Origin of the sequence: Janthinobacterium svalbardense (genome assembly GCF_002327145.1) — a bacterium.
In the GTDB taxonomy this organism is placed as follows: domain Bacteria; phylum Pseudomonadota; class Gammaproteobacteria; order Burkholderiales; family Burkholderiaceae_D; genus Janthinobacterium; species Janthinobacterium tructae.
Map to the genome: position 1 here is coordinate 1773619 of NZ_CP023422.1, position 21393 is coordinate 1795011.

Sequence of the window (21393 nt, forward strand, 5' to 3'; positions counted from 1 at the left end):
AAAAGATACAAATACGTGAACGCTCCAATCAAAATCCTGCTGGTCGACGACCACACCTTGCTGCGCAGCGGCGTCAAGCTGCTGTTGCAGCGCAATCCTCTATTCCAGGTGGTGGGCGAGGCATCGAACGGACTCGACGGCGTGCGCCTGACGGACGAGCTGCGGCCCGACGTGGTGCTGATGGACTTGAACATGCCCGGCGTGACGGGCGTCGAAGCGCTGCAGCTGATCTTGCAGGACATGCCGCAGATGGTGGTGCTGATGTTGACCGTGTCGGAAAACGCAGCCGACCTGGGCGCGGCCCTGCGCGCTGGCGCACGCGGCTATTTGCTGAAAAATATAGAAGCCGAGCAGCTGGGCCAGGCCATCTGCCGCGCCGCCGCCGGCGAATCGGTGATTGCCGACGCCATGACGGCCAAGCTGGTGTCGCAATTTCGCGCGGGGCAGAACGCGCCCCAGGCCGACTACGACAAATTGACGCCGCGCGAGCGCGAAGCCATGGCTTGCCTGGCGCAAGGGCTGAGCAACAAGGAAATCGCGCGCCAGCTGGACGTGGCCGAAAGCACGGTGAAAATCCACGTGCAAAACATCCTCAAAAAGCTTAAGCTCAGCAGCCGCGTGCAGATCGCCGTCTACGCGGTCGAGCGTGAGTTAAGCAAATAAAGATCAAACAATGCGCAAATAAATGGCAAAAAATGCGCGATTGTTTGATCTGCATGGCGTTCCGGCCTAGACAACCCTAGTTCCTTTGACGTATGGCCTTGACGCTGCCTGCGCATTACACTCTTAGTCATTCGCTAATCTAATAAGAGAGTGTCATGCATAAGGTCAACGTCGATGGCTTGTTATCGAGCCAGGCTCTGTTCCGCCATATTTCCCCTTCGCAATTAGAGCAATTGCGCCAGGATGTCGTGCGCGTCGAAGTGGAAAAAGGCAAAGTGCTGTTCCGCAAGGGCGAAGTGCCGGAAGGCGCCTATGTGGTGGTCTTCGGCCTCGTCAAGCTGAGCGTGTTTTCCATGGAAGGTACCGACAAGGTACTGGAACTGATCCGTCCGGGCCAGAGTTTTGGCGAAGCCATGATTTTCCTCGATGAACCGTACCCGTTCTGCGCCGAAGCGCTGGAGCACTGCTTGCTGCTGCGCATCCCGCCGCACGCGCTGCTGCGCCTGCTGGATCAGTCGCCGCGTATTGCACGCCAGATGATGAACAGCCTGTCGCACCACCTGATGGGTTTTATCCGCAACGTGGAACGCTGCTCCGTGCAGAACGCCACCCAGCGCGTGGTCGAGTACCTGCTGCAGGCATCGGACCAGCAGCGTTCGAACGAGGTCAAGCTGGACCTGAAGAAAAGTCTGCTGGCATCGTTCCTGAATCTGGCGCCCGCCACCCTGTCGCGCGTGCTGCACCAGTTGACGGACTTGCATTTGATTAAAGTCAGCGGTTCGCTGATCCAGATCCAGCCCGACGCATTGAAAACGTATCGCCACGGCTCCGCCACGGCCATGCTCAATTAAGTTCTATTTTTCGATAGGCAAGGTCAGCCGCCAGAACAGCAGGGCGAGCAAGCTGACCGCCGCGCCCAGCGCGCATACCGCATGCCAGCCCGCCAGCGCATACACGCTGGTGGCGGCAATCGCACCGAGTCCGCTTCCCACCGCATAAAACAGCATGTAGCACGCCACCAGGCGGCTGTGCGCGTCGCTATCGTCCTTGAAAATCAGGCTCTGGTTCGTTACGTGGATGGCCTGGCCCGCCAGGTCCAGCGCGATGATGCCGATAATCAAGGGCCACAGGGCCGTGCCGGCAAAGCCGAGCGGCAGCCACGCGGCCAGCAGCAATAGCAGGGCCGCGCCTGTCGTCCATTGCGCGCGGCCCTTGTCGGCCAGCGCCCCCGCGCGCGCCGCGCCCAGCGCACCGATCACGCCGACCAGGCCAAACGCGCCGATAGCCGCGTGCGTATAGCCTTGCTCAGTCAGTGGCAGCACCAGGGCACTCCAGAAAATATTGAAGACGGCAAACATCAGCAGCGCCAGCATGCCGCGCACGCGCAGCACCTTGTTGTGCAGCAGCATGTCCAGCATGGAAGCGAGCAGGGCGCCGTAAGCCAGCCGTTGACTGGCCGGCTGCGCTGGCGGCAGCTTGCGCCACAGCAGCAACAGCAGGGCGCAGGCGATGGCCGCCGAAACGAAATACACGGCGCGCCAGTCGGCCAGGTCCGCCACCACGCCGGACAGGGTGCGCGCCAGCAGCAAGCCGATCACCACGCCGCCCTGCGCCATGCCGACGACTCTGCCCCGCTCATGGCTGGCCGCCGCGCTGGCCGCATAGGCGATCAAGCCCTGTGTCATGGCCGTGCCCAGCAAGCCCACCAGCAGCATGCCACCCAGCAAGGCGGCCGTGGAACGGGCGCAGCCCAGCGCCGCCAGGGAGATGGCAAGCAAGCCCAGCTGGAACAGGGTCAGACGGCGCCGGTTCAGCATGTCGCCCAGGGGCACCAGCAGCAGCAGGGCCAGCGCGCAGCCGAGCTGCGTGGCCGTGATGACCATGCCGCTGGCGGCGTCCGTCATGCCGAATTCCCGCGCCAGGGTGGCGAGTAAAGGCTGGGCGTAATACACGTTGGCCACGCTGAGGCCGGCTGCGCAGGCGAACAGCCAGACGAGGGTGGGCGGGAGGGCTGTCGTGAAGGATGGGTTTGTGTCGCGCATGGGCTAGTCCATAAGTGGTTTCAAATTAAAACCAGTTGGAGTCTACGCCGAGAAGTTTTAAAATGCAACCAGTCAATCAAGGAGACACCAGTGGCCAAGCGCAAGAGTCTGAAAACCGACCCCTGTCCCGTGGCGCGCGCGCTCGACGTGATCGGCGAGCGCTGGTCGCTGCTGATCGTGCGCGACGCCTTCGACGGCATGCGCAGGTTCGGGGAATTCCAGAAAAGCCTGGGTGTGGCGAAGAACATCCTGGCCGACCGTCTGCACACGCTGGTGGAAGAGGGAATTTTCACCGTTGCGCCCGCCTCGGACGGCACGGCCTACCAGGAATATGTGCTGACGCACAAGGGGCTGGGCCTGTTCCCCGTCGTCGTCGGCTTGCGCCAGTGGAGCGAGGCGCAATTGTTTGAACCAGGCGAGGCGCACTCCACCCTGCTGCAGCGCGGCTCGGGCTTGCCCTTGCGCAGGATGGACGTGCTGGCCGAGGATGGCCGCGTCTTGCAGGCGGGCGATACCGTCGTGCACAAGGTGTCGCCACTATGAAGCGCGTGGCTGTGCTCGGCGGCGGCATCACGGGCGTCACGACCGCTTATGCGCTGGCGAAACGGGGCGTTAATGTCACCCTGATCGAGCGCCACCGCTACGCGGCCATGGAAACGTCGTATGCGAATGGCGGGCAATTGTCGGCCTCGCACGCGGAAGTGTGGAACCACAAGGCAACGATATGGAACGCCTTGAAATGGATGGCGCGGCGCGATGCGCCGCTGCTGCTCAATCCGACTCCCGGCTGGCACAAGCTGAGCTGGTTTGCCGAGTTTCTCGCCGCCATGCCGGACTACGAGCGCAACACCATCGCCACGGCGCGCATGGCGATCGCCGCGCGCGAACACTTGTTTGCGTGGGCGCAAGCAGAAAACATCGCATTCGATCATCGTCGCGCCGGCATCCTGCACGTGTACCGGGACCAGCGCGGCTTCGAGCGGGCGGCCGGCGTGTCGCGCCTGCTGGCCAAGGGCGGCTTGCAGCGGCGCGCCGTGAGCTTGCTGGAAATGCGCGCCATCGAGCCGGCCCTCACCGGCGACTTTTACGGCGGCTACTACACGGACAGCGATTCCACGGGCGACATCCACAAATTTACCAGCGGCCTGGCCGACGCCTGCGTGCGCCTGGGCGTGGCCTGCCGCTTTGGTCAGGTAGTTACTGCGCTGGCGCGCGAACACGGCAAGGTGCGCGTCAGCATCGGCGAGGACAGCACCCTGTTCGACGCCGTCGTCATTTGCGCGGGCACAGCCAGCCGCACCATGGCGGCCATGCTGGGCGAGCATGTGAATGTGTATCCCGTGAAAGGCTATTCGATCACCGTGCAGCTCGATGACGCCGCCAGCCAGGCGGCGGCGCCCAAGGTCAGCCTGCTCGACGACGCGACCAAGCTGGTCAGCAGCCGCCTGGGCGAGGACCGGTTAAGAGTGGCAGGTACGGCCGAATTCAATGGCGTCAACCACGACATCCGTGCCGACCGCATCCGCCCGCTGCTGGCATGGGTGGAGCAATGTTTTCCTGACGTGAATACGCGCAAGGTGATCCCGTGGGCGGGCTTGCGTCCCATGCTGCCGGCCATGCTGCCGAAAGTAGGGCCGGGCAAGGCCCCTGGCGTGTACTACAACACGGGCCACGGCCACCTGGGCTGGACCCTGGCGGCGGCCACGGCGGAGATGGTGGCCGATGCGCTGCTTAGTGCTTCGGCAGCAAATCGCTGAGCGCGGCGCGGCCTTTGACGGTGAGGAAAGGGCCGACCTTGCTGTAGGGCAGTAAAAAATCGTTTTCGCAGCCGCTGCCGTTCGAATCTTCCCAGAACGACACGCCTTCCGGCTTCAATGACAGGTGGAAGCGGCCACGGCCGTCGTAATCCGTGCCCTTGCACTCGGCGTCGATTGTCACATTCTTGAAGAGGGCCTGGCGCAGGCGGTCCGGCAATGCGGCCTTGTCGTCGCCATCGCTGGCGCTGGCGCCGAACCAATTCCACACGTCCGTTTCCTGGCCCGTTTTCACGTCCCAGGTGCGGAAGCGGATGGAGATGCCGCTGGCGCCATAGCCGGCCGGCCAGCGGTAAAATTTGAGCGTCACCCAGCGCGGCGACCAGTAGGTGGGCTCCGCATACACTTCGTCTTGCGTCGTGAAACCGTTGCGGCCCAGATATTCGCGGCGCGTGGCATAGAAATCGGCCAGGTCCTTTTTGTTCTTCGCCAGCACGGTGCGCAGTTGCGCGTTGATTTTCGCCACGCCGTCGCCGGGGGCGATCAATTCCACGGTGATGCTGTCGCCCACTTGCAGGTTGCGGTACTGCTTGCCTTCGAAGGCGATGGGTTTGCTGACCTTGGTACCGGGAAAGTCTTCCAGCGCCAGGTTGTAGGCATCGCTGGCGCAGGATGGATGGTCGCGGTCGCCCGCCGCTTCCAGCAGGGTCAAGGCCAGGGGCAGGGTCTTGCCGCTTTTCGGCTCCGTCCAGGTGCCGGTGAGCTTGCCGCCCTGCGGTGCATTGAGTTTCCAGGTGCCCGTGGTATCGCCCTTGGCATCGGCTTCGCTCCAGTCGCTCTTGCCGTTCGGCTTGGCCAGCATGATCGGTGTCTTGTAGCGCGTGTAGTAGTAATTGCCGCTGCGGTCAGATCCTTGCGTGGGGCTGGGCTGGTTGAAGCAAGCGACGATATTCGCCTTGCCCAAGGTGCCTTGCCACACGCCTTGCACGGGCGGCTCGGCCGCCATGGCGATATGGCAGGCGGGCAGGGTCAGGCAGGCTAGCAGTAAGCGGCGCATCGGGTTTTCCTGTGATTGGCGATGGCCGATTCTACATGGCCATCGTCTGGATATGCCGCACGCCAACTTTTACGCTGCCTTTTCCTGCGCCACCACAGCCATCGCCGCACCCAGGTATTGCAGCATGGCGGCGTCGACAAAGCTGCCTTCCATCAAACGCGGTTCCTGCTGGTGCGCCTGGCGAAATTTCAACTGCGTGGCCGGGTTCGTGCCCGCATACGAACGGAACAGGTCCAGCCATTGCCGCGCCAGTTGCAGCACGGCCGGATCGGTGGGCGGCGTGCGCGCATCAATGGCGGCGCGCACGGCGGCGATCAGGGCCGGCCACTCGCCCGAACGCTTGCCGTAATTGGCGGCCAGGTGCGCATATTCCTGCGCATCAAGGAAAGGGCGATACAGCGCGATGCGCGAGGCATTGAAGGCGGCGATGATGAATTGCATCAAGTCCGCATCGATGCTGGTCGTCGCTTGCATCGATGGTTCCTGCGCGTGCATGTCGTTCAGTCGCGCGAACAGGCCAGGGTGGGCGCCCGTGTCGCGCACCAGCTTGACCATCCATTGCGTGGCCAGCGCCTGCGCCTGCGCATCGTCGGGGCCGGCGCCCGCGTCTTTGACGGCGCGCACTCTCGCTACCAGTGCTTTCCATTCCTGTTCCACGGCCGCGTCCGACAGCAGCGGCAGTTGTTGCAGTTCTTCGTGACTAAAATATTTGTCGTACATGGTCATCAACTCCATTGTGGTGAGCCACTCGGCCAGTTCCGGTGCCTGCCCCTGCGCCAGTTGCGCTTGCAAGGTGCACAGGCGTGCGCGCAAGGTGGAAGCTTGCGCGATCTGGCGTTCCAGCATGGCGATCTGCTGCGCCACGATGGCGGAGAGCGGCAGATCCGGCCCGGCGAGTGCGTTGGCGATATCGGCCAGCGACAGCCCGAACTTGCGCAGCGCCATGATCCGGTGCAAGCGGTCCATGTCGCCGTGCTGGTACAGGCGGTAGCCAGCGGGTGTGCGCGCCGAAGGCGAGAGCAGGCCGATGCTGTCGTAGTGTTGCAGGGTGCGGATGCTCAAGCCTGTCATCCTGGCCAGTTCACCGATTTTCAACAGCATGGCGTACTCCTTTCCTGGTGCGTACGGACAGCATCGACCATGACGTAGCGTCAGGGTCAAGCCGTATTTTTAGCTGATTGTCAGCCGCTGCCGCAATTCCTGCAGCAGGGTGCCCGTCTTCGGCGTCAACTGGCGTGCCAGCGGCCAGGTCAGGTACAGGGGCAAGCCTGGCGTGGCCAGTGCCGGCAGCACAGCCACGATGGCGCCCGTGGCCAGGTGTTCCTGCACCAGCCAGGTGGCCAGCTGTGCCACGCCCAGGCCCGCCAGCACGGCGGCCGTGCGCGCTTCCGCGTCGCCCACCGTCATGCGTGGCGACGCCAGGCGGTATTCCACCTGCCCGCCGTTATCGCCGGGAAACAGCCACGGCATGGGCGAACCGTCGCCGCGTCCGTAGGCGATGCAGTCGTGCTGGTCCAGATCCGTGATGGACGCGGGCGTGCCGCGCCGCGCCAGGTAGGCGGGCGCCGCGCACAGGATCAGCTGCTCGTCGCCCAGGTGCATCTGCCCCAGCGCGGCCGGCCAGTGCGAGGGCGCGCCGATGCGCACGGCGATATCGATGCGCTCCTCGAACAGGTCGACGAAGCGGTCGCTGAAGGCGATCGATGGCTGCAGGCGCGGATATTTTTCGCACAGATCAGTCAGCGCCGGCATCACGCGCAGGCGGCCATACGCGGCGGGCACGCCGATGCGTACCTTGCCCGCCAGTGCCGTCGCGTGTTCGCCCAGCACGTCTTCCGCCTCCATCAGTTCCTGCAGCACGCGCTTGCAGGTGGCGTAATAGGCGCGGCCCGCCTCGCTCAGTTTCAGCCGGCGCGTGCTGCGCTCGAACAGCAGCACCCCCAGCCGTTCTTCGAGCCGCGCCACGCTCTTGCTGACGGCCGAGCTGCTCAGGTGCAGGCGCTCGGCCGCCTTGGTAAAACTGCCCGCGTCGGCCGTGGCGAGGAAGGGCGTGAGGCCTTTCAGATGTTCCGATGAAAACATGATTCGCGAAATTTATGCATGAATAAGGTGAAATAGTATCGCGGATAAGAATTTCAGTCGCGGATATGATGGGTTTTTATTTCGGAGGCTTTCCAACATGCACAAACACGCCCTCATCATCGGCGCCAGCGGCGTCATCGGCAGCAACCTTGCCACGCACTTGCTGGCGCAAGGCTGGCAGGTGACTGGCGTCTCGCGCGGACGCACGCCCGTGCCGGCCGGCTGCACGGCCTTGCAGCTTGATGCGACGGATGGCGCGGCCGTCGCCGCCGCGCTGGCGGGCCTGGCCGCCAGCCACGTCTTCTTCACGGCCTGGGCGCGCCAGGCCAATGAGCAGGAAAACATCCGTGTCAACGGCGCCATGGTGGCCAATGTGCTGGCCGCGCTGGGGCCGAACGGCCACTTGCGCCACGCGGCGCTGGTGACGGGTCTCAAGCATTACCTGGGACCGTTCGATGCGTATGGCAAGGGAACAGTGCCTGTGACGCCGTTCCGCGAAGAGCAGGGCCGCCAGGACGTCGAGAATTTTTACTATGAGCAGGAAGACCGCTTGTTCGAAGCGGCTGCCCAGTACGGTTTTACGTGGAGCGTGCACCGCCCGCACACCATCATCGGCTATGCGCTGGGCAATGCCATGAACATGGGCCTGACCCTGGCCGTGTACGCGAATGTGTGCAAGGCCAGCGGCGCGCCCTTCGTCTTTCCCGGTTCGCCCGCGCAATGGCATGGTTTGTCCGACATGACGGACGCGGGCCAGATCGCGCGCCACCTGGCGTGGGCGGCGGATAGCCCTTGCGCGCGCAACGAAGATTTCAATATCGTCAATGGCGACGTGTTCCGCTGGAAGTGGCTGTGGCCGCGCCTGGCCGCGTATTTCGGTGTGGCAGCGGCGGACTTGCCAGAAACGATGGCGCCGCTGGCCGAGCGCATGCAGGATGCGCCCGCGCAATGGCGTGCCATCGCGCAGCAGCATGATCTGGCGGAGCCTGATATCGACCGCCTGGCCTCATGGTGGCATACGGATGCCGACCTGGGGCGGCCGATGGAAGTGATGACGGACATGGGCAAGAGCCGCAAGGCCGGTTTCCTCGACTACCAGGATACGCAAGATGCCTTCATTGCCCTGTTCGAGCGCCTGAAGGAAGAGCGCGTGATTCCGCGCTGACCTGCTCCGCTGCGGCCGCATTGCTCTTGTGTTGCTGCGCCCGCTGCCATTCCAGGCCCGGGCGGTCGACGCGAAATTGCAGCAGGCGTCCCTGCACCACTTCCGTCACATACGCCGTGCGGCCGTCTGGGCCGCCGAAGGTGATGTTGCTGGGCTTGGCGCCGGGCACGCTGATCTCGCGCAGGATGCGCCCCTGCGGCGAGAGTTTGACCACTGTGCCCTTGCCGTAGCGCGTCACGTACAGGTTGCCATCGACGTCCACGCGCATGCCATCCATGCCGAAATCGTCAAACTTGATCAGCAAGCGCTTGCCGCTCAGGCTGCCGTCGGCGGCGATGTCATACATCCAGATATTGCGCTGCACGCTTTCATTCACGTACAAAATCTTGCCGTCAGGGCTCACTTCGATGCCGTTGGCCGTGCCCATGGTGTCGAGCGCCAGCGTCACCGTGCCGTCTTGCGCGATGCGCCACACGCGGCCCGTGTTTTCCTTCCAGTTCGGGTCGCTCGCATACAGCACGTCGTCGGCCGTGATGGCGATGTCGTTCGGCTGCGTCATGCGCGGCTCGCGCGCGTGGATGGTGAGCGCGCGCGTGGCCGGATCGACCAGGTAAATCGTGTGTTCCATGTAGTCGGCCAGATACATCTGGCCCCGGCTGCCGAAGCGGATGCCGTTGGCGATGCTGGTGCCGGGCAGGGTCAGCCACACTTCGCCGCTGCCATCGGGACGCACCTTGCCGATGGTTTGCTGGCGCGCAAAGTTGACGGCGTAGATATTGCCATCCGCATCCACGGCCGGGCCTTCGATGCCCTTGGTGAAGGAATGCGCGGGCGTGAAGGTGGTGGTGAGAAACAGCGCTTCGTGCGCGGGCGGGCTGGCGCAAGCGGACAGGTTGGCCAGTGCTGTGGCCAGCACGGCGGCGCGCAGCGCCGGCAGGGCGGTTCGGAAATCGGGCATCAGGGATCTCTGTATGGCAAAGGTGGCGTATGTTACCCGAGGCGCGCCGACCGGGGCGCCAGTCTATGCCGCCACGACCACCAGGTCGGGGAAGTCGTCTTGCCAGCCAGACCATGCATCCTGCAAATGCGCGTGCATGCCGGCGCGTTCTTGCGCCAGATCAAAGGCGTCGGCGCTGGCCAGCAGAAAATGGGCGATGGCGCGCAGGGTGGCCGGGTCGGCATGGATGGTCACGTCGGAGCAGGGCAGCGCTTGCTCGGAAGGCGTGTCTTGCAGGTAGCAGTGCAGCGATAAATGTGGGGTCATGGATGTCAATTGTTGATGTAGGCGCTCAGCATGGCGTGTGCGTTCAGTGCGGCGCGGGCCGCTTCCTGTTCCCCGGGCTGCAGGTAGCAGAAGATCCAGCCGGCATGTTCTTCACAGCGGCCATGGGCTTGCATCGTACCGCACAGCGCTTGCCGGCGCTCGGGCGGCAGCGCGTCCAGTCTGGCTTGCGTGAAACCATTGATGGGATACACATCGCGCAGGTGCGCATCTTGCAGCCCGCGCCGCTGGATGGCGGACCAGTTGTTTGCCGGGCAAGGAATGCCAAAGGTCATCGGATGGGCCTCATCGAGCTGCCATTAGCCGAGTGCGTAGCCGGTGCCATAGCCCTGCGTTTCAGCATAGCAGTACAAATATTCGCAATGGTCGTCAAACAGGCCGGGTATGGCCCGCGCAGCCTCGAACAACGACGCCAGCGCAAGCTTGTTGGCGAGTCCGACGAATACATGGCCTGCGCGTCGCAGTTGGTGGCCTCGTCAGCTTCGTCGGGCGGCACGATACGCGGCGAAAGCAGTGCGATGCTGTCGGTCTCTGGCGCGAACAGCATCTTCTCGTCATTTTGCTGTGAGAACTTGACGATCTTGCCGCGCTTGTTGCCGTAGCGCTCGACGCGCTCGCCGATGTGCGCGAACCAGGCAAACAGCTGCGCGCTGGCTGCGGCGGGAATGAAGGGACTGTTTTTTGCGAATTCGCCGACGAGGAAATGGTATTGGTCCATTGGCAATGCGGGTGAGGGTTGCGACAGGCGCATTTTTGCACGGAATGCAACATGTTGCCAATGCGCACGCGCGACCATTCCGTCAGGCGGCCTGATGCGTATGTACTTGATTTAAATGGAATTTGCGCCGCATTGTGCTTACTTTGAAGCGTATTGCGGTTACACTCAGTCTGACTATACTGCAAGGATGACCGTGGTGCTTGTTCACTGCGTCGCTGGCAATCCTACGGAGGCCTCATGTCTTATGCGAATCCCACCACCCATAATGGGTTCCTGATCTCGGCCTATGCCTGCGAACTGCCCGAGGGGTGCTGGCAGGGCCAGCTGGTGCTGAGCAAGTGCGGTTTTGAAGATGTGCGGCAAGCCAATCTGGAAAATCGCGATACGCAGCACGAAGCGGAGCAATCGGCCCTGGCCATGGGCTGGCAGCTGGCCAATTACGTGCTACCCCTGCGCACTGTTGACGATAAGTAATCTAATGCTTTCATTTGGCAAGGGAAATAGGGTATCGTGTTCGGATAAAGTAATACACCGTATGCAGCAATAGAGCTGGCGTGCGCGGCGATGTCTGAGTGAACGCCGCGGAGCGAAGAGTTGTCCTTGAGGTCGGTCCCCACAGGCCGTACACCGTTACCATGCACCATACAGCACTCTCGCCGGATCCAGAGGATGCACCCGCCCAGCAATTGCCCTCCGAGCACAATCTGCATGCCTTGCATAGCCGCGAAGTCAAGCTGCTGCGCGAGACGATCAACCAGCTGTTGGTCATGGCCAAGATGCAGGTGCAGGAAAAGGATAAATCCGACGCCTTTGGCCTGTTGATCATGCAGTTGCGCGAAGCGAATCAAAACCTGGTGCTGGCGACGTTTGGCGCGCAGGATATGCAGGCGTCCGCCGAAGCGACAACCGTGCGCCAGACAGAATTTCTGGCCATGCTTGCGCATGAGTTACGCAATCCCTTGCAGCCGCTGGCGATGGCCAATGATTTGCTGGCCAAGAAGGTCGACCTTGATCCCCAGCTTGTGGATGTGCATGGCGTGATCGGCCGCCAGGTGGCGCATATGGCGCGCCTGATCGACGATTTGCTCGACGCTTCGCGCGTCAGCAGCGGCAAGATCACCTTGCAGCTGGCGCCCATCCTGCTGAGCGACATCATCGCCAGTGCCGTAGAAGTCGGCCAGGCCAGCATCAGCCAACGCCAGCAAGTGCTGAGCGTGAGCATGCCGAAGGACGCCCTGGTCATCGAAGGGGACCTGGTGCGTCTGACGCAAGTGTTTGCCAACTTGCTCATCAATGCCAGCAAATTTACGCACGAGTTTGGCCACATCGACATCGTCGTCAGGCGCCACGATGATCTGGTAGAAATTGCCGTCAGCGACGATGGCGCCGGCATCGCCCTCGATATCCAGCCTTTCATCTTCGACTTGTTTACCCAGGGCTTCCGTTCGCTGGAACGGGCGCAGGGCGGCCTGGGCATCGGCCTGTCGCTGGTGCGCATCGTTACCCAGTTGCATGGCGGCACCGTGGATGTCTTCAGCGCCGGGGTCGGCTTTGGCAGCCAGTTTGTCTTGCAGCTGCCCCTGTCGTCGCTGGCGCCGCCATCGCAGGACATGCAGGCGGCACCTGCGGCGTGCGCACTGCCACGGCGCATATTGCTGATCGAAGATAACGCCGATGCGGCGGAAATGCTGGCGCTGCTGCTGACGCAGGACGGTCACCATGTCGACGTGCGCAACGACGGCCCCAGCGGCTTGCGCGCCGCGCTCGATGCGCCCTACGATGTGATCGTGTGCGATATCGGCTTGCCGGGCATGGATGGCTTCCAGGTCATCAGTTCGGCACGCGCGGCCTTGCCGGCGCCGCTGCCATGCTTTGTCGCCGCGTCAGGCTACAGCCAGCTTGGTCAGTTCGACCGCGCTGGCGAGGCAGGGTTTGACCACTACCTGGTAAAGCCCATCAATATCGACACTTTGTCGAAAATAATCACGGCAACGGTTCCGCGCTGATGGGCGAGGAAGTCCTGATGCTTTTGTTTAACATGCTCCATGCACCGAAAACCGCAGAGAAAAGATCCGATTATGGCCACAGTCCATGAACAGCGGCAGCGCAGGATAGAGCACGCGCTGTTACGCGACCCAGGTGCGGTGGTAGAGGTCAGTATTCGCCTGTGGGAGCAACTGGCCACTGAATTGAATCAGATCATAGGTGAGCGGGGCGTGGAGTCGATGTATGCCCGCAGCCTGCACCAGAGTCAGAAACAGTTCAGCTGGTTGACACCCCATCCGCCGCAAGCGCTGGCAGCTGCCATGACCGCCTTGCGCGCCAGCTTGCAGGGACAGGCGGACAGCGCCGCCTGCGCGGCAAGCACGGCGATGATGATGCACTTCATCAATACCCTTATTTTACTAGTTGGCGAACTCTTAACGAATAGCATCCTCCTCAAAGCCTGGGGTGATGACGTTGTGAATAATGCTGGAACGGAGCCGAACGAATGAACAAAGTCACCATCCACCGCCTGGCCACTGGCGTGCCGGGGTTGGACGAACTGCTGGGCGGCGGAATACCTGAATTTTCCTTCAACCTGGTGGCGGGCACGCCCGGCAGCGGCAAGACGACGCTGGCGCACCAGATCATGTTTTCCCTCGCCACGCCCGAGCGCAGGGCGCTGTTTTTCACAGTCTTGGGCGAGCCGCCGCTGAAGATGCTGCGCTATCAGCAGCAGTTTCCCTTCTTCGATGTAGAAAAGATCAACCAGTCGATCAAGTTCGTCAATCTGTCGGCTGACTTGCTGGAAGGCGATTTCGACCGCGTGCTGGCGCGCATCGCTGAAGAGGTCGAGGCGTTCTCGCCCAGCCTCGTCTTCGTCGATTCCTTCCGCTCCGTGGTGCAATCGGCCAAGGCCATGGACGTGGGCCCGGCCGGCTTGCAGAATTTCGTGCAGCAACTGGGTGCGCAAATGACCAGCTGGCTGGCCACGACCTTCCTGATCGGCGAATACCTGGCGCCCGAGGCCGAGTCCAGCGCCGTGTTCACGGTGGCCGACGGCATCCTGTGGCTGTCGCAGCTCGTGCACCGCGACGCCATGGTACGCAAGATCCAGGTGGTCAAGATGCGCGGCCAGGCGCAAAGCCTGGGCGTGCACACCTTCCGCATCAATGACGATGGGGTGCAGATTTTTTCCCGTGCCGTGCTGAAGACCAGCGGCATGCAAGAGGTCAGTATTTCCGGCAATGAGCGCCTGTCGCTGGGCGTGCCGGAGCTCGATGCCATGATGGGCGGCGGCTTGCCGGCAGGTTACTCACTGCTGCTGGTGGGGCCATCCGGCTCCGGCAAGACCGTGCTGGCCACGCAGTTTCTGACGGAAGGCGTGCGCTGCGGCGAGCCCGGCGTGATCGCCGCCTTCGAGAAAAGCCCGAACCGGTTGCTCAGCCATCAGATGAATGCACTCGTCAGTTCCGGCCAGATCGGCGTGATCAACACGCGCACGCTCGACCTGTCGCTGGATGAAATCCTGCATGACCTGGTGAGCATGATCACGCGCATGAAGGCCAAGCGCGTGGTGATCGATTCGCTGTCCGGCTTTGAAATGGCGCTGGCCTCGATGTTCCGCGAGGATTTCCGCGAATCGCTGTACCGCCTGGTGGCGGCCTTGACGGACATGGGCGTGTCGGTGCTGATGACGGCCGAGCTGGAAGACCAGTACACCATGCTGCGCTTCAGTTCCTACGGCAACGCCTTCCTGGCCGACGCCATCGTCATGCAGCGCTACATCGAGCTCGAAGGCCAGTTCAAGCGCGTGGTATCGGTGGTGAAGGTGCGCGGCAGCGGCCACAGCAAGGATATCCGCTTCTACGACATCGACGCCGGCGGGCTGAAGGTCGGCAGCGCCCTCGGCCAGTATCAGGGCATCCTGTCGGGCGAGCCGTACCGCGCCTAGACGCATGCTGTTGGTGACGGCTGAGTTGAGGCGTATGATGGAAGTGCGGCCATGCCGACGGTGATGGCTGTACCCAAGGGGACGGATGATGCGTCTTCTGGGTTTCCCAGCTGATCAATAGGAGATATGATGGACAAACCCGAATTTATCCTGGCCGCGAAAGTCATGGAAACGCTGGAGATGTATCAAACGTTTTATGGTCACTCCAGCGAATACCAGGCGCACCAGCAGGAAGTATTGAAACTGCTGCGCCACAAGGGCGCCTCCCTGCTGGTGTCGGATCATGGCCCGGCGAAGTTTTTGCTGGCCTTTGCCGATGCGCTGGAAGCGGCCAGCTTGCCGGGCGAGTATGTGCCGCTCAGCCGCAGATAAGGCGACCCCGGCCCTGCAGGGGAGGTCGTCTTCTCCGAGGGCGCGCGGCTAGCCGCCGTTCGCTCCCTCGCTGCGCCACACCCTGGGCAGGCGCACGGTAAATACCGTGCCGCATTCCAGGCTGGACTCGGCGCCGATGGTGCCGCCGTGCGCGCTGGCGATTTCACGCGCGATAAACAGGCCCAGGCCGATACTGGTGGCGTTGGGCGCTTTGTGATCGTCGGAAATGGCCAGCTGTACCAGGGGATCGAAAATGCTCTTCAGCGACGCCTCCGGGATCTGGCGGCCGAAATTCTTCACTTGCACCACGGCCGTATCGGCGTCGCCGCAGGCTGTGATGCTCACCGGCTGGTCGTCGGTGCGATATTGCGCAGCATTGTTGAGCAAATTGGAAAACAGCTGGGCCAGGCGGGCCGCATCGAAGTCGCCGATCATCTCGCCCGTGGTGCTCAGTTCAAACTTGCACTGCGGGTGAGCGGCAGAGGCATCCTCGACGGCTGTCTTGCAGATTTCCCCCAGGTCGCCCAGGCTGGGCGAAATGGGCATGCGTCCCCCCAGCTGCGTCCTGGCAAATTCCAGCAGATCGTTGACCATGGTTGTCATGGTGGCCGCGCTGCGGGCAACCCGTGCCCCGATCTGCACCGTGGAAGCAGAGGTCGCGCTCGGCCGGCTCAGCAGCGCACCGGCCATCGTCATCGTGCTCAGCGGACTGCGCAGATCGTGGCTGAGGATGGCGAGAAAGGTATTGCGGGTGCGGTCGCTCTGCTGCGAATAGCGTATGGCCGATTCCTGCAGCGCCTGGTCTATCGCTTCATTGAAGCGCAAGATGTCTTGCGTCGCCGTTTTCGTCGTCACCGACACCTGTGCCATCCACAGGCGCAGAACGCTGGCCCGCATCGCGCGAAATTCCGCCGTCAGCTGCGGCATCGTAAAGCCGATCTGCTGGCGCAGCGAGCCGTGCGTGGCCGCTGCCGTTTCCTTGCCCGCTATTTCCGACACGCCCGTGGTCGATTTCTTTTTCCGCTGCGCCGCGTTCTCGATGACATCCATGTCGCGCACGATGGTTTCCAGCATCTGCTTCGCATGATCGCGTAATTCGGCTTTCGAGATGGTGGCACCAGGAATGGGAAGCGACCTGGCGAAGAGTTCCCACTCTTCCAGGATCGGCTCCAGATGGCCGGTAATAAAGCGCGATAGTTTCACTGTGGACCAATGCGGTGATGGAAGAGGGGCCAGTGTACGCTGTTGCGGTGAGGGATGGGGGATTGGGCCTGCTCCGGGTGTCATATGCAGGTAGAGTCGCTCAGGCGGAAGAATTCGGCTGGCTATGCGCCGGTACAATGAGGCGGCCTTGGTTTTAGCTGCGCCAGGCAGCGCCCGGGCTCCATACATCCCTTTTCCGGTACGCAGGTCGAGTCCGAAATAGCATTCGTATGCGGCTGTATGAACGCAGGTAATATCCCCCCTGCGCCGCTCACGGTAGTGCGCCGAGGAACTGCATGCCTTCTCCTGTTTCACATCGGGGCCGAGCTGGGCAAACAGTTCCCGTGCCAATTCCCCTTTGACTCCGTTCCAGCTGGAATTGCGGTATCGCAAACAATTGCGGGCTGGAACAGGATTCACCGCCGCCATGGTGGAAAGAACACGTTGCCCGGCAAGTGTCGCGGTAGCTTTTTTATATCTTTTGTGACGATGTGTGAATATGTTGCTGCCTATTTCGTGCACACTTCACTCGATATCAAACCGGGAGTTAATCCATGACCAGGTCACGCAGCCTGCCGCCACGACTGCCGGGAGCGGGTTTCCGGGTTTTCCACTTGTTGCCGCTGGCCATCTCATTTGTCGTGCTGGTGTGCCTGTCGCTGCTGGCGCTCCAGTTATGGATGACCTTGCGTGCCCGGGAAGTGCAGCTCAATGAAGCGGCGCGTGAAAGCGCCAATCTGGCGCAATCCGTTGCGCAGCATGCCTATGACACCATCAAGGAGGCCGATACGGTGCTGGTCGGACTGGTGGAGCGGGTGGAGGCAGATGGTGTCTCCGACCTTGAACTGGAGCGTATCCATAAATTGCTGGTCACCCGTGTCGGCGAGCTGCCCCAGTTACACGGCATCTTCATTTATGCCAAGGATGGCAGCTGGCTGGTGAACTCCCAGAAAACGCTGTTGAGAAATCTGAATAATTCCGATCGAGATTATTTCAAATACCATCGAACGCATGATGACCGGGGGCCTTATGTCGGCCCGCCCGTGCGCAGCAAATCGACCGGGGACTGGATCGTCACGGTATCGCGGCGGATCAATATGCCTGACGGCAGTTTCGGCGGCGTGGCGCTGGCGACCATCCACATGAATTATTTCAGGCTGTTTTACGAACGTTTTTCGATAGGTGATAAGGGGGCTATTTTCATTGCGAATGGAGCGGGCATTCTTTTATTGCGGCGGCCGTTCGATGAGAGCTTGCTGGGACGCGATATTTCGCAATTCCCGGTATTTCATGATTATTTGCCCAAAAGCCCGGTTGGCACGGCCGTGATCAAGTCGCGCGTCGATGGCGTGACGCGTATCAATAGCTACCGCAGAATCGAGGAATACCCGTTGGTGGTCTCTGCCGCGTTGTCACAGGATGAAGAGCTCGCTGCGTGGCTCCTCGATACGGTGATACAACACGCCGTCGGTGGCGTACTGGTATTGCTGATTGCCTTCATCGGCTACCGCGGGGTACGGCAAATCGATTTGCGGGTCAAGAGCGAGGCGGGGCTGGTCGCGGCGCGTAATGAGCTGGAATTGATCAATGAAACCCTGGCCCGCCTTGCCAACCAGGATGGATTGATGGGGCTGGCGAACCGGCGCCATTTCGATCAGTCGCTAAGCGCCGAGTTCAGCCGTGCGCAGCGCGAAGAAAGTACTCTGGGACTGGTCTTGATCGATGTCGACTTCTTTAAACAATACAACGATATCTATGGCCATGTGGCCGGCGACGAGTGCCTGAGAAAAATTGGCAAAGTGGTGGCTTACAGCATGCGCAGACCGGGCGACCTTGCTGCGCGCTATGGTGGCGAGGAATTGGTCATTTTATTGCCCGGTACTGATCTGGCGGGCGCATTGGCGGTGGCGGAAAGCGTTCGCCATGCCGTGCAATCGCTGGGAATCGAACATCGGGGCAATCCTCTTGGCGTGGTGACGGTCAGCGTCGGCGTGGCGGCTTTTATGCCGTCGCATCTGGAAAACCAGGCAGTCGAGTTGGTTGAGCTCGCTGATAAGGCCTTGTACAAGGCCAAGGCAGCCGGCAGAAACCAGGTCTGCTATGAGTCTGCATGCGAGCCTGCCGAGCAGCTTGCGACTGTTTTTGCGTTTCGATAGCGATTTTTGAATGCTGAGGGCCGCCGTCAGCTTTGTGCTGCGTCCTGAGTGGCGCGTATGCCAGCGTCGTCCATGTACAATCGGCAACATACGGATCGACGTATCCGCCCCTTCATTGCGGAGTACGCTTGAGCGTGACACAAACATTGCAAACCTGGCTGCTGGCCTGGCGGGAAGCCTTCACGTGTATCGGCCTGGGACTGCGCGATGCGCGTCATGCGGGCTTGTGGTGGCGCTCCGCGCTGTGGTGCATGGCGGTCGTGGCGCTGTGGCTGGGACTGTATAGCTGCTTCGGCCGTTTCTTTGTCGAACTGAGCGCCATGCTGGCGCTGGTGTCCGTCACCGGCTTGCTGGGCCTGGGCGTGATGGATGGCGTCGGGACACTCGCCAACGGGCCTGCCACCGTCTCGCAGATGGGCAATATCGCCGGCGGCCTGGGCAGCGCCGCCAAGGCCCTGCTGTCGATCGGCCAGATCGCCCTGGCGCTGCTGGCGCTGGCTGCTTTTTTCTATGTGATGGTCTTTATCGTCGGCGCCATCGGTACGGCGCGCTTGCCGCTGCGCTGGTTGTTGCTGGAGCGCGCCAAGGCCGTGGTGGCGCGCCGCTATGTTGCCTGGCAAGCGCCAGCCAGCCAGGATGCATCCGCCGCGCGCCCCGCTTGGCGGCGGCGCCTGTTGCTGCTGCTTTCCCTGCTGATCCCCGTGTGGGCGATGTGTGTGCTGATCTCGTACTTGCTGGCCTGGAATGTGCAAATGATCTACGGCGCGGCGGCCGCAGAGGTGCTCAGCGTGGAACAACAAACGGCGTTGCGCCGCGAGCAGCGCCCGGCGATCTTTGCCTTGGGTCTGCTGCTGTGTTTGCTGATGCTCATACCGGTCCTCAATTTATTGTTGCCAGCCTTGCTGTGTACGAGCGTGTGCCACTTGCAGCGCCGCAGCTGGCGGGCAACGGGGTCACCAATCAAAGTGGAGTGAAGATGACTGAACACGCAAGACGCGCCACCCTGGAGCGCGCGATTGAAATCGCCGCCGCCACCCATGCCGGCCAGACGGACAAGGGCGGCGCGCCGTACATACTCCACCCCTTGCGCGTCATGCTGCGCGTCGCCCCTGGTGCCCAGCAGATTGTCGCCGTGCTGCATGATGTAGTGGAAGACAGCGATGGAAAAATCACCTTCGACGACCTGGCACGCGAAGGGTTTTCGCAAGAAGTCATCGACGGCGTGCGCGCCGTGACGAGGATCGAGGGCGAGTCGTACGAAGCGTTCATCGCTCGCGCGGCCCTGGACCCGGTCGGCAAGGCCGTCAAGCTGGCTGATCTGGCGGAAAACAGCGATTTGTCGAGGATAGGGGCGCCGATGCAAAAGGATCTGGAGCGGGTGGAGAAGTATCGGCGGGCGATCAAGCGATTAATGTCGCAGCAATGATTCTGGAATGTCGGGATCGTATCCGAATGGAAGGCCTGATCCCGGCACCTGCAAGCACTATCGCCGCATAGCTACCCTGTCGTTGGCCGGGGTACTTCTTGCTGCGCCTGGGCGCCGATTCGTATAACCCGGCATTGGAACCGCTGCCTTGTTTTCTGAGGCTCATACCGGTATGTAGTGCACGCGAGCTGAGGCGTCACGTCATTGGCAGTTGGCAGACCATGACTACCATTCCAATTGCAACTTTGTCTGTTTGGAAGGGGATTTCACCGCGCTCTTGAAAACCCTGTTTCGCGTAGAAGCGGCGAGCACTTAAGTTGGTTTTGAGCACATCTAACCATATCAAGCTCTCCCTGCGCTCTAGCGCCAGATCGTGAATGTAGCTCAAAAGCTGCTTTCCATAACCGCGCCCAGCCTCGGATTTGAGGAAGTATATCTTCTGCAGTTCCAGGCCCACCTCGCCGCTGATAGGCGCCGGCTTTGACAAGTTGACCTTGGCGAAGCCGACGACTTTTCCGCTTTCGTCGGAAGCGACAAGCCAGACTTGCTTCAATGAATTGAGCGAATTTTCAAGCGTGCTGGGAGAAAAATCTTGATTCAGGAAATCTGATATTCCGGTAGCGGACCAAATATCCGAAAAATGCTCGCGATAGGTCTGGCAGCCGATTTCTTGTAGAGCGCGCAGGTCTGTGATTTCAGCCTCACGGATATTAATCATATGCTTTCGATTTAGTCAGAAATGGGAGAGGCAATGATATTGTAAATTGCATCATTCCGTGGGTTCCCTATTGCCCGAGTCCTGCAGTGAACGGATTTTATGTTGCTTCCTGAGAAGCTGCGGAGGTTGGCATTAGGAAAAACCGCCTGCGGCGCAAAACCGAGTCAGAAGAGTCGGAGGGTTGCGCTCACCGCAAAATACAGACGATTAACCCGCAACGGCAGCTGTCGGACTATTGTGTTGAAAAACGCGGGTACGTTGAGCTGTAGATAGAATTCCTGCCAGCCTGGACTGGCTAGTGCCGTCGCTAGTGACCGATCACCGGCAGGCTGGAGATCTGAGGCCTCCCGAAATTGTTGCCACTCAACTTTTTCAACACAGAGGAAGCGCACGGAGCCGATTAGCGCTCTGAATTGCCACTAGTACTTAAGACCGCGAATCTCAGCGCGGGAATTTATACCGTACCAGCAGCGTAGGTCCTTTGCCGCCGGGTGGCGTCAGCAGTATCTCGTCACCCGGCTGCATCTCTTCATACATTACCGTGCAACAGGTCGGCATCGAGTGGCCGCGCGCGGGATAAACGCCAACGTCGGAGTGCAGGGTCGCAGCGCGTACGTCCACGCTGGTTTCACCGGCCTTTGCTGCTTCTTGCAACTGCTTGCGTAGTGCCGTGACGAAGTCCCCTTTGCTGAGTCTGGCAGGTGCTTGGTTTGCTTGCGGGCGAGCGGTTGCGTCGTTTTTCATGTTGGTTTCCTTCAGTGAATACATTCCCGGCACTATATCATTGGCTCCTGACACAGAGCGAGGCCCGGCATTCG

24 protein-coding genes are annotated in these 21393 nt (G+C 61.5%); 13 read left to right on the plus strand and 11 right to left on the minus strand.

From position 1 onward, the window contains the following. Nucleotides 1-15: 15 nt before the first annotated feature. Nucleotides 16-663, plus strand: a complete 648-nt coding sequence (locus tag CNX70_RS07755) for a response regulator (protein WP_096234230.1) — start codon at nt 16-18, stop codon at nt 661-663. 155 nt (nt 664-818) lie between these two features. Further along, the gene (locus tag CNX70_RS07760) at nt 819-1514 is read left to right on the plus strand and encodes a Crp/Fnr family transcriptional regulator (protein WP_071079024.1); all 696 of its coding nucleotides are present in this window, start codon (nt 819-821) and stop codon (nt 1512-1514) included. 3 nt (nt 1515-1517) lie between these two features. Here CNX70_RS07760 and CNX70_RS07765 read toward each other — a convergent pair whose 3' ends face one another. Then, entirely contained in the window at nt 1518-2705 is a 1188-nt protein-coding gene (locus tag CNX70_RS07765) for an MFS transporter (protein WP_096234231.1), read from the minus strand. A 90-nt stretch (nt 2706-2795) separates the two neighbouring features. On the opposite strand from CNX70_RS07765, the gene CNX70_RS07770 reads away from it, so the two are divergent. After that, nucleotides 2796-3248: a winged helix-turn-helix transcriptional regulator gene (locus tag CNX70_RS07770; protein WP_096234232.1), complete on the plus strand. Its 453-nt coding sequence runs from the start codon at nt 2796-2798 to the stop codon at nt 3246-3248. Further along, nucleotides 3245-4462, plus strand: a complete 1218-nt coding sequence (locus tag CNX70_RS07775) for a D-amino acid dehydrogenase (RefSeq protein ID WP_096234233.1) — start codon at nt 3245-3247, stop codon at nt 4460-4462. Before CNX70_RS07770 ends, CNX70_RS07775 begins: the two co-directional genes overlap by 4 nt. Here the strand turns inward: CNX70_RS07775 and CNX70_RS07780 are convergent. From CNX70_RS07780 to CNX70_RS07790, 3 genes are all read right to left on the minus strand, one after another. After that, complete coding sequence (locus CNX70_RS07780) at nt 4437-5516, minus strand: hypothetical protein (protein WP_096234234.1); 1080 nt, start codon at nt 5514-5516, stop codon at nt 4437-4439. The genes CNX70_RS07775 and CNX70_RS07780 overlap by 26 nt on opposite strands. Before the next feature lie 69 nt (nt 5517-5585). Then, nucleotides 5586-6617, minus strand: coding sequence for a MerR family transcriptional regulator (locus CNX70_RS07785; protein ID WP_096234235.1), 1032 nt, complete (start codon nt 6615-6617; stop codon nt 5586-5588). A 69-nt stretch (nt 6618-6686) separates the two neighbouring features. Further along, nucleotides 6687-7598 (minus strand): LysR family transcriptional regulator, encoded by a 912-nt coding sequence (locus CNX70_RS07790; protein WP_096234236.1) that lies wholly within the window; start codon nt 7596-7598, stop codon nt 6687-6689. Nucleotides 7599-7695: 97 nt separating this feature from the next. Between CNX70_RS07790 and CNX70_RS07795 the strand changes: the two genes are divergently transcribed. Continuing rightward, nucleotides 7696-8763 carry an SDR family oxidoreductase gene (locus CNX70_RS07795; RefSeq protein WP_096234237.1) on the plus strand — a complete coding sequence of 356 codons (1068 nt, stop codon included), beginning with the start codon at nt 7696-7698 and terminating at the stop codon, nt 8761-8763. Here the strand turns inward: CNX70_RS07795 and CNX70_RS07800 are convergent. The 4 genes from CNX70_RS07800 to CNX70_RS07815 form a co-directional block, all read right to left on the minus strand. After that, nucleotides 8714-9721 (minus strand): SMP-30/gluconolactonase/LRE family protein, encoded by a 1008-nt coding sequence (locus CNX70_RS07800; RefSeq protein ID WP_244199069.1) that lies wholly within the window; start codon nt 9719-9721, stop codon nt 8714-8716. The two genes, CNX70_RS07795 and CNX70_RS07800, sit on opposite strands and share 50 nt — an antisense overlap. Nucleotides 9722-9784: 63 nt before the next feature. After that, nucleotides 9785-10027 carry an Imm32 family immunity protein gene (locus tag CNX70_RS07805; RefSeq protein ID WP_096234238.1) on the minus strand — a complete coding sequence of 81 codons (243 nt, stop codon included), beginning with the start codon at nt 10025-10027 and terminating at the stop codon, nt 9785-9787. A 5-nt stretch (nt 10028-10032) separates the two neighbouring features. After that, nucleotides 10033-10320, minus strand: a complete 288-nt coding sequence (locus tag CNX70_RS07810; RefSeq protein WP_096234239.1) for a hypothetical protein — start codon at nt 10318-10320, stop codon at nt 10033-10035. Next, the gene (locus CNX70_RS07815) at nt 10317-10796 is read right to left on the minus strand and encodes a hypothetical protein (protein WP_167389626.1); all 480 of its coding nucleotides are present in this window, start codon (nt 10794-10796) and stop codon (nt 10317-10319) included. The genes CNX70_RS07810 and CNX70_RS07815 overlap by 4 nt, the downstream gene beginning before the upstream one ends. Nucleotides 10797-11000: 204 nt before the next feature. Here CNX70_RS07815 and CNX70_RS07820 point away from each other — a divergent pair, with 204 nt between their 5' ends. From CNX70_RS07820 to CNX70_RS07840, 5 genes are all read left to right on the plus strand, one after another. Next, entirely contained in the window at nt 11001-11237 is a 237-nt protein-coding gene (locus tag CNX70_RS07820) for a hypothetical protein (protein ID WP_096234241.1), read from the plus strand. 161 nt (nt 11238-11398) lie between these two features. Then, nucleotides 11399-12769: a hybrid sensor histidine kinase/response regulator gene (locus CNX70_RS07825; RefSeq protein ID WP_244199070.1), complete on the plus strand. Its 1371-nt coding sequence runs from the start codon at nt 11399-11401 to the stop codon at nt 12767-12769. Nucleotides 12770-12841: 72 nt separating this feature from the next. Beyond that, complete coding sequence (locus tag CNX70_RS07830; RefSeq protein WP_096234243.1) at nt 12842-13258, plus strand: hypothetical protein; 417 nt, start codon at nt 12842-12844, stop codon at nt 13256-13258. Then, nucleotides 13255-14700, plus strand: coding sequence for an ATPase domain-containing protein (locus CNX70_RS07835; protein ID WP_096234244.1), 1446 nt, complete (start codon nt 13255-13257; stop codon nt 14698-14700). Before CNX70_RS07830 ends, CNX70_RS07835 begins: the two co-directional genes overlap by 4 nt. Nucleotides 14701-14829: 129 nt before the next feature. Beyond that, nucleotides 14830-15072 carry a hypothetical protein gene (locus CNX70_RS07840; protein ID WP_096234245.1) on the plus strand — a complete coding sequence of 81 codons (243 nt, stop codon included), beginning with the start codon at nt 14830-14832 and terminating at the stop codon, nt 15070-15072. Nucleotides 15073-15120: 48 nt separating this feature from the next. Here the strand turns inward: CNX70_RS07840 and CNX70_RS07845 are convergent, their stop codons facing one another. Next, nucleotides 15121-16275 (minus strand): sensor histidine kinase, encoded by a 1155-nt coding sequence (locus tag CNX70_RS07845; RefSeq protein ID WP_096234246.1) that lies wholly within the window; start codon nt 16273-16275, stop codon nt 15121-15123. Nucleotides 16276-16829: 554 nt separating this feature from the next. Here CNX70_RS07845 and CNX70_RS07850 point away from each other — a divergent pair. The 3 genes from CNX70_RS07850 (at nt 16830) to CNX70_RS07860 (ending at nt 19857) form a co-directional block, all read left to right on the plus strand. Then, nucleotides 16830-18431, plus strand: coding sequence for a sensor domain-containing diguanylate cyclase (locus CNX70_RS07850; RefSeq protein WP_096234247.1), 1602 nt, complete (start codon nt 16830-16832; stop codon nt 18429-18431). Between the two features lie 128 nt (nt 18432-18559). After that, nucleotides 18560-19405, plus strand: a complete 846-nt coding sequence (locus CNX70_RS07855; RefSeq protein ID WP_157750944.1) for a hypothetical protein — start codon at nt 18560-18562, stop codon at nt 19403-19405. Nucleotides 19406-19407: 2 nt separating this feature from the next. Further along, nucleotides 19408-19857, plus strand: coding sequence for an HD domain-containing protein (locus CNX70_RS07860; protein ID WP_096234249.1), 450 nt, complete (start codon nt 19408-19410; stop codon nt 19855-19857). 196 nt (nt 19858-20053) lie between these two features. Here the strand turns inward: CNX70_RS07860 and CNX70_RS07865 are convergent, their stop codons facing one another. Both CNX70_RS07865 and CNX70_RS07870 read right to left on the minus strand, forming a co-directional pair. Next, complete coding sequence (locus CNX70_RS07865) at nt 20054-20575, minus strand: GNAT family N-acetyltransferase (RefSeq protein ID WP_096234250.1); 522 nt, start codon at nt 20573-20575, stop codon at nt 20054-20056. 441 nt (nt 20576-21016) lie between these two features. Further along, the gene (locus CNX70_RS07870; protein ID WP_096234251.1) at nt 21017-21319 is read right to left on the minus strand and encodes an HNH endonuclease; all 303 of its coding nucleotides are present in this window, start codon (nt 21317-21319) and stop codon (nt 21017-21019) included. Between the last annotated feature and the right edge of the window lie 74 nt (nt 21320-21393).

What these genes read in the sequence shown, in the direction of transcription:
- CNX70_RS07850 (WP_096234247.1), top strand. Translation starts at nt 16,830, where the DNA reads ATGACCAGGTCACGCAGCCTGCCGCCACGACTGCCGGGAGCGGGTTTC.
- CNX70_RS07765 (WP_096234231.1), bottom strand. Translation starts at nt 2,705, where the DNA reads ATGCGCGACACAAACCCATCCTTCACGACAGCCCTCCCGCCCACCCTC.
- CNX70_RS07800 (WP_244199069.1), bottom strand. Translation starts at nt 9,721, where the DNA reads ATGCCCGATTTCCGAACCGCCCTGCCGGCGCTGCGCGCCGCCGTGCTG.
- CNX70_RS07775 (WP_096234233.1), top strand. Translation starts at nt 3,245, where the DNA reads ATGAAGCGCGTGGCTGTGCTCGGCGGCGGCATCACGGGCGTCACGACC.
- CNX70_RS07835 (WP_096234244.1), top strand. Translation starts at nt 13,255, where the DNA reads ATGAACAAAGTCACCATCCACCGCCTGGCCACTGGCGTGCCGGGGTTG.
- CNX70_RS07825 (WP_244199070.1), top strand. Translation starts at nt 11,399, where the DNA reads ATGCACCATACAGCACTCTCGCCGGATCCAGAGGATGCACCCGCCCAG.
- CNX70_RS07790 (WP_096234236.1), bottom strand. Translation starts at nt 7,598, where the DNA reads ATGTTTTCATCGGAACATCTGAAAGGCCTCACGCCCTTCCTCGCCACG.
- CNX70_RS07870 (WP_096234251.1), bottom strand. Translation starts at nt 21,319, where the DNA reads ATGAAAAACGACGCAACCGCTCGCCCGCAAGCAAACCAAGCACCTGCC.
- CNX70_RS07805 (WP_096234238.1), bottom strand. Translation starts at nt 10,027, where the DNA reads ATGACCCCACATTTATCGCTGCACTGCTACCTGCAAGACACGCCTTCC.
- CNX70_RS07785 (WP_096234235.1), bottom strand. Translation starts at nt 6,617, where the DNA reads ATGCTGTTGAAAATCGGTGAACTGGCCAGGATGACAGGCTTGAGCATC.
- CNX70_RS07815 (WP_167389626.1), bottom strand. Translation starts at nt 10,796, where the DNA reads ATGCGCCTGTCGCAACCCTCACCCGCATTGCCAATGGACCAATACCAT.
- CNX70_RS07860 (WP_096234249.1), top strand. Translation starts at nt 19,408, where the DNA reads ATGACTGAACACGCAAGACGCGCCACCCTGGAGCGCGCGATTGAAATC.
- CNX70_RS07830 (WP_096234243.1), top strand. Translation starts at nt 12,842, where the DNA reads ATGGCCACAGTCCATGAACAGCGGCAGCGCAGGATAGAGCACGCGCTG.
- CNX70_RS07865 (WP_096234250.1), bottom strand. Translation starts at nt 20,575, where the DNA reads ATGATTAATATCCGTGAGGCTGAAATCACAGACCTGCGCGCTCTACAA.
- CNX70_RS07820 (WP_096234241.1), top strand. Translation starts at nt 11,001, where the DNA reads ATGTCTTATGCGAATCCCACCACCCATAATGGGTTCCTGATCTCGGCC.
- CNX70_RS07840 (WP_096234245.1), top strand. Translation starts at nt 14,830, where the DNA reads ATGGACAAACCCGAATTTATCCTGGCCGCGAAAGTCATGGAAACGCTG.
- CNX70_RS07795 (WP_096234237.1), top strand. Translation starts at nt 7,696, where the DNA reads ATGCACAAACACGCCCTCATCATCGGCGCCAGCGGCGTCATCGGCAGC.
- CNX70_RS07780 (WP_096234234.1), bottom strand. Translation starts at nt 5,516, where the DNA reads ATGCGCCGCTTACTGCTAGCCTGCCTGACCCTGCCCGCCTGCCATATC.
- CNX70_RS07760 (WP_071079024.1), top strand. Translation starts at nt 819, where the DNA reads ATGCATAAGGTCAACGTCGATGGCTTGTTATCGAGCCAGGCTCTGTTC.
- CNX70_RS07810 (WP_096234239.1), bottom strand. Translation starts at nt 10,320, where the DNA reads ATGACCTTTGGCATTCCTTGCCCGGCAAACAACTGGTCCGCCATCCAG.